The organism is Pseudomonas sp. R62 (assembly GCF_000257605.1).
GTDB lineage: Bacteria > Pseudomonadota > Gammaproteobacteria > Pseudomonadales > Pseudomonadaceae > Aquipseudomonas > Aquipseudomonas atacamensis.
In genome coordinates this window covers 506,578-510,436 of sequence record NZ_JH635999.1, presented here as the reverse complement: position 1 = coordinate 510,436, position 3,859 = coordinate 506,578, and the positions used below count along the sequence as shown (strand labels likewise).

The 3,859-nt window shown below is 57.0% G+C and carries 6 protein-coding genes; 2 read left to right on the top strand and 4 right to left on the bottom strand.

The genetic code is table 11. From position 1 onward, the window contains the following. Positions 1–274: hypothetical protein (locus OQK_RS20715; protein ID WP_016774065.1), on the bottom strand; the 274-nt coding region annotated here is incomplete at its 3' end. A 185-nt stretch (positions 275–459) separates the two neighbouring features. Here OQK_RS20715 and OQK_RS20710 point away from each other — a divergent pair. Together OQK_RS20710 and OQK_RS20705 are read left to right on the top strand one after the other, a co-directional pair. Continuing rightward, complete coding sequence (locus tag OQK_RS20710) at positions 460–735, top strand: hypothetical protein (protein WP_016774064.1); 276 nt, start codon at positions 460–462, stop codon at positions 733–735. 127 nt (positions 736–862) lie between these two features. Further along, the gene (locus OQK_RS20705; protein ID WP_016774063.1) at positions 863–1,078 is read left to right on the top strand and encodes a hypothetical protein; all 216 of its coding nucleotides are present in this window, start codon (positions 863–865) and stop codon (positions 1,076–1,078) included. A gap of 81 nt (positions 1,079–1,159) precedes the next feature. On the opposite strand, the gene OQK_RS20700 is transcribed toward OQK_RS20705, so the two are convergent. The 3 genes from OQK_RS20700 to OQK_RS20690 form a co-directional block, all read right to left on the bottom strand. Beyond that, the gene (locus tag OQK_RS20700; protein ID WP_038861489.1) at positions 1,160–1,447 is read right to left on the bottom strand and encodes a hypothetical protein; all 288 of its coding nucleotides are present in this window, start codon (positions 1,445–1,447) and stop codon (positions 1,160–1,162) included. 174 nt (positions 1,448–1,621) lie between these two features. Beyond that, the gene (gene rtcA, locus OQK_RS20695) at positions 1,622–2,650 is read right to left on the bottom strand and encodes an RNA 3'-terminal phosphate cyclase (protein ID WP_016774061.1); all 1,029 of its coding nucleotides are present in this window, start codon (positions 2,648–2,650) and stop codon (positions 1,622–1,624) included. Between the two features lie 162 nt (positions 2,651–2,812). Continuing rightward, positions 2,813–3,859, bottom strand: a 1,047-nt coding sequence (locus tag OQK_RS20690) for an RtcB family protein (RefSeq protein WP_038861488.1), incomplete at its 5' end; no start/stop codon positions are given.

Here is a 3,859-nt window from a genome sequence, read left to right as displayed (position 1 = left end):
CTGCCGGTTTGAGCTTGGAACTGCTGTTGTAGGTCTGCTCGGTAATCCCCATCGCTGTCATGCGCATCCAAGGCTGCTGGAACCGGCGAACCTGCAATTGCTTGCGCGCGCCATACAGTGAAACTCCTGACAATTTCGATCGCTGCGCCCCGGCAGCGATATCCGAGCCCCAAGTGCAGGCAAAGCGATGGCCTTTGCTTAACTCTTTTGCCTGCACTCCCGAGGCGATCAAAGCCAGGGAAAGCATCGCAACGGTGATGACAATCGTCCGCATATAGCCAACCTAACCTTTTGAAAAAAGGCGATTTTGCCGGGGCAAAATGTCTCTGGGGGCCAGCAATTTGCCTGCTATCGGGATATTTTTCATCAGGGTAAATTCGCCGCTCGTCCAATACCGCGCACGTTTGCCAGACAGGCCTATCCAACGCTGTACATTCCACCTCGCAGAAGGCCCACGTGATGAACAGGAAAATTTTCGCCTTGTCGTTTTTCAGCCTGTGCCTGATCGGCCCAATTCACGTTTCGGCAGCCGAATCCACGGCGGGCGCCGCCACCCCCGCCACCGCCCTGCCCGGCGTCAATCATGCAGAAAGCTCTCGCGACCATGACGAGAAGGCGAACAAGAAAGGCGAAGAGTCCTCAGGCGCCAACGCGGGATCAGAGCCGCATGAGACAGAAAAGGATGCCGCGACGTCGAGCGATTCCGAAGACCTGGATAAAAAACCCGCTCAGTAAGAGTGGATTCGCTTTTAGTAACGAAAATCCGACACCGAAACTAGCGCAACACCGGGTGATATCAATATGATGCGCGCACTGGTCGCCATAGAGGGCGGCCAGAGGAAAATACATCCAAGGAATGCAAATGAAAGATTTCGTCATCGGCGTCAACAACATCGTTCTCTACATCGCATTGGCGGTCATCCTGATCGTTTCCCTCTTCATGATGAGCCAGAGCTTTCTCTCGGGTCTCGGTATGTTCGTAGGCGGCACCCTGGGCTGGTGCATTGTCTCCGGCTTCTGGTTCGTGCAATCGGCGACCTATGAAGAACTGCGCAAGTTGAACTCGAAAACCAACTGATCTGCGCCGAGTATTCGTTAAAGAGAAAAGGCCAATGTCATCGACATTGGCCTTTTTTTTAGCGGCGAAGAGACTGGTTCGTCATTGTTTGGTGCACTGAGCGCCAAGTCCCATGCCCATGGAACCCAGAGCTACCATCGGACCGCTCGGTAGTTCGCAGGTATATTCGCCATTCTCGGTTTGAGCGGTGTAGAACGTTGTATTGAAGTCACTGCGGATGTTGGAAACCTTGATCACGGGTTTGCCGATGGTGGTCTGTGCTCGATTCTTGAGATCACTCTCCCCCGGCTTTACGGTCTGGCATCCAGTGACCGCGAGGACCATTGTTGCGAATAAAGCGAGAACCGGAATAGTCCTTGATGAGTTCATTGCAGATAGACCTTTTTGATTTTGTACCGGAAAAATTTGACAGTCAGCTGCCAAGCGACAGGACTTTAAGGTCGAGCCGGAACAGGGGGCAATTAGGTCGAATGTGCTAATGGCTGAGGGCTAGTGGCGCTCTCAGTGAGGTTTTGCGACTGTCTTCGGGATCGCAGGTCGCTACTAATGAGTTGGTGAAACTGCTATCCGCAAGCGATCACTGCCCTCCTCCTGACAATCGATACGGACGGGCAAAAACAGCTGGATGACTTCAATGTTGCTGCGCAAATGATCAGTCATGCGCGGCGTGGTGAACGATCCACCGCCGGCCAGCGCCATCGGCAACAGCAACTGATCGGCCAGATGCTCAGCCACCGCAGCACCACTACGCAGCCAGTCAGCAGCCTGATTGATCGCGGCATCCGCTACTTTCTCAGCGCGTAACGACACTTGGCCAAATGCGCTGAACACCTCGGTAACGTGTTCGAAAACATACTCCAGCAATAACACATTGCCCGGACCGCGTGCCGGATCAAGCGTCACCGCTTGCAGCGCCTCCGCGAGCCAGTTCAACCGCTTGGCCACTTGGCTCAGTTCTCGCTGAGCGACGGTAGGCGCAAGTCCGGCAGTCAGCGCCAGAGCCTGCCGTGAAATCGCCTCGCCGCGCTCACACACATCCAGTCGCGTCAGGCGCGACGGCTGCACCGTCACGGCAATCTCGCCACCGCCAGCCGGTACGAAACCATGACGCAGCAACTCCAGCTCGACATCGCCGCCCATGCGCCGCAGCAGCGGTAGCCAACTGCGAGAGAGGAAATCCGTCGGCGGTGCCAGCGGATTGTGGGTGCCACCGGAGATTGTCACTCGACTGGCCTGCGGCGCCTGCAACAAGGCTGGCAACAGCGTCTGTAGCACCAGCGTGCAACTGCCCGCCGTGCCAATAGCGAACTGGAAGTTGCCTCCGCTAATCTCGCCCGGTTCGAAGCTCAGGGCTTGCGACCCCAGATGCGCACCAGATATCTCTGCACCACAAACCTCGGCCGCCGCCATCACGGCTGTCAGATGCTGACGCAGCAATCCCGGACGACTGCGTCTGGCGCGGATCTGTTTAATGCGAAACGCCCGGCCTGTCACCATCGACAGGCTCAGCGCACTGCGCAACACCTGGCCACCACCAATGGCGCCGTCCAGTTCAATTACATCCTTTTTCATTGCAATTCCTTACGCGTACAGCCTGACGGTGTTCCTGAGGTAGCGATCCAGCCGCCGCGAGTCTTCCTGAGTTCTGATTAATATTGATGATTCGCGCTTCAGCTAAGCGGCGATGAACCAGCGCAGCGCCGGATGAGGTGCTCTCGCCAGCGCCGCAGTTCCTTATCCTTTGACGCACACCACTTGACGCAGGGTGTGCAGCACTTCCACCAGCTCACGCTGGGCTTGCATGACTTTGTCGATGTCCTTGTAGGCCATCGGAATTTCGTCAATCACCGCTTCGTCCTTGCGGCATTCCACGTGGGCCGTGGCGCGAATCTGATCGGCAACGGTGAAGGTATTCTTGGCCTTCGTGCGGCTCATGGTGCGCCCGGCGCCATGGCTGCAGGAACTGAATGACTCTTCATTGCCCAGACCGCGAACGATGAAGCTCTTGGCGCCCATCGAGCCCGGAATAATCCCCAGTTCACCTTTCTTCGCTGACACCGCGCCTTTGCGGGTAATCAGCACGTCTTCACCGTAATGCCGTTCCTTCTGCACGTAGTTGTGATGGCAGTTGACCGCTTCGAGCGCGACCTCGAAAGGCTTGTGGATGATTTGCCGCGTGGCCTGAATCACTGCGCGCATCATCAGTTCACGGTTCTGTCTGGCGAAGTCCTGCGCCCAGCCAACCGCCTCCACGTAATCATCAAAATGCTGACTGCCCTCTTCGAAATAGGCCAGGTCACGGTCCGGCAGGTTGGCAATGTGCTGACGCATATCGGCTTGGGCCATCTGGATGAACAGGTTGCCGATAGCATTGCCGACGCCACGCGAACCGCTGTGCAACATGAACCAGACACGGTTGGCTTCATCCAGGCACACTTCGACGAAGTGGTTGCCACTGCCGAGCGTCCCCAAATGTGCCCGGTTGTTGGTATTGGCCAGTTTCGGATACTTGTCGGTGATCAATTTGAAGCGCGGCTGCAACCCCGCCCAGGCCTGATCGGCTTGCTGCGGAACCTCGTCCCAGGCGCCTTTGTCTCGCCGCGAACGATTCGAACTGCGGCCGTGCGGCACCGCTTGTTCGATTGCAGTACGCAATCCATGCAGGTTGTCTGGCAGATCTGCAGCCGTCAGCGACGTACGCGCAGCGATCATGCCGCAACCGATGTCGACGCCCACCGCTGCGGGAATGATCGCGCCGACCGTTGGAATCACACTGCCAAT

What these genes read in the sequence shown, in the direction of transcription:
- OQK_RS20710 (WP_016774064.1), top strand. Translation starts at nt 460, where the DNA reads ATGAACAGGAAAATTTTCGCCTTGTCGTTTTTCAGCCTGTGCCTGATC.
- OQK_RS20705 (WP_016774063.1), top strand. Translation starts at nt 863, where the DNA reads ATGAAAGATTTCGTCATCGGCGTCAACAACATCGTTCTCTACATCGCA.
- OQK_RS20700 (WP_038861489.1), bottom strand. Translation starts at nt 1,447, where the DNA reads ATGAACTCATCAAGGACTATTCCGGTTCTCGCTTTATTCGCAACAATG.
- rtcA (WP_016774061.1), bottom strand. Translation starts at nt 2,650, where the DNA reads ATGAAAAAGGATGTAATTGAACTGGACGGCGCCATTGGTGGTGGCCAG.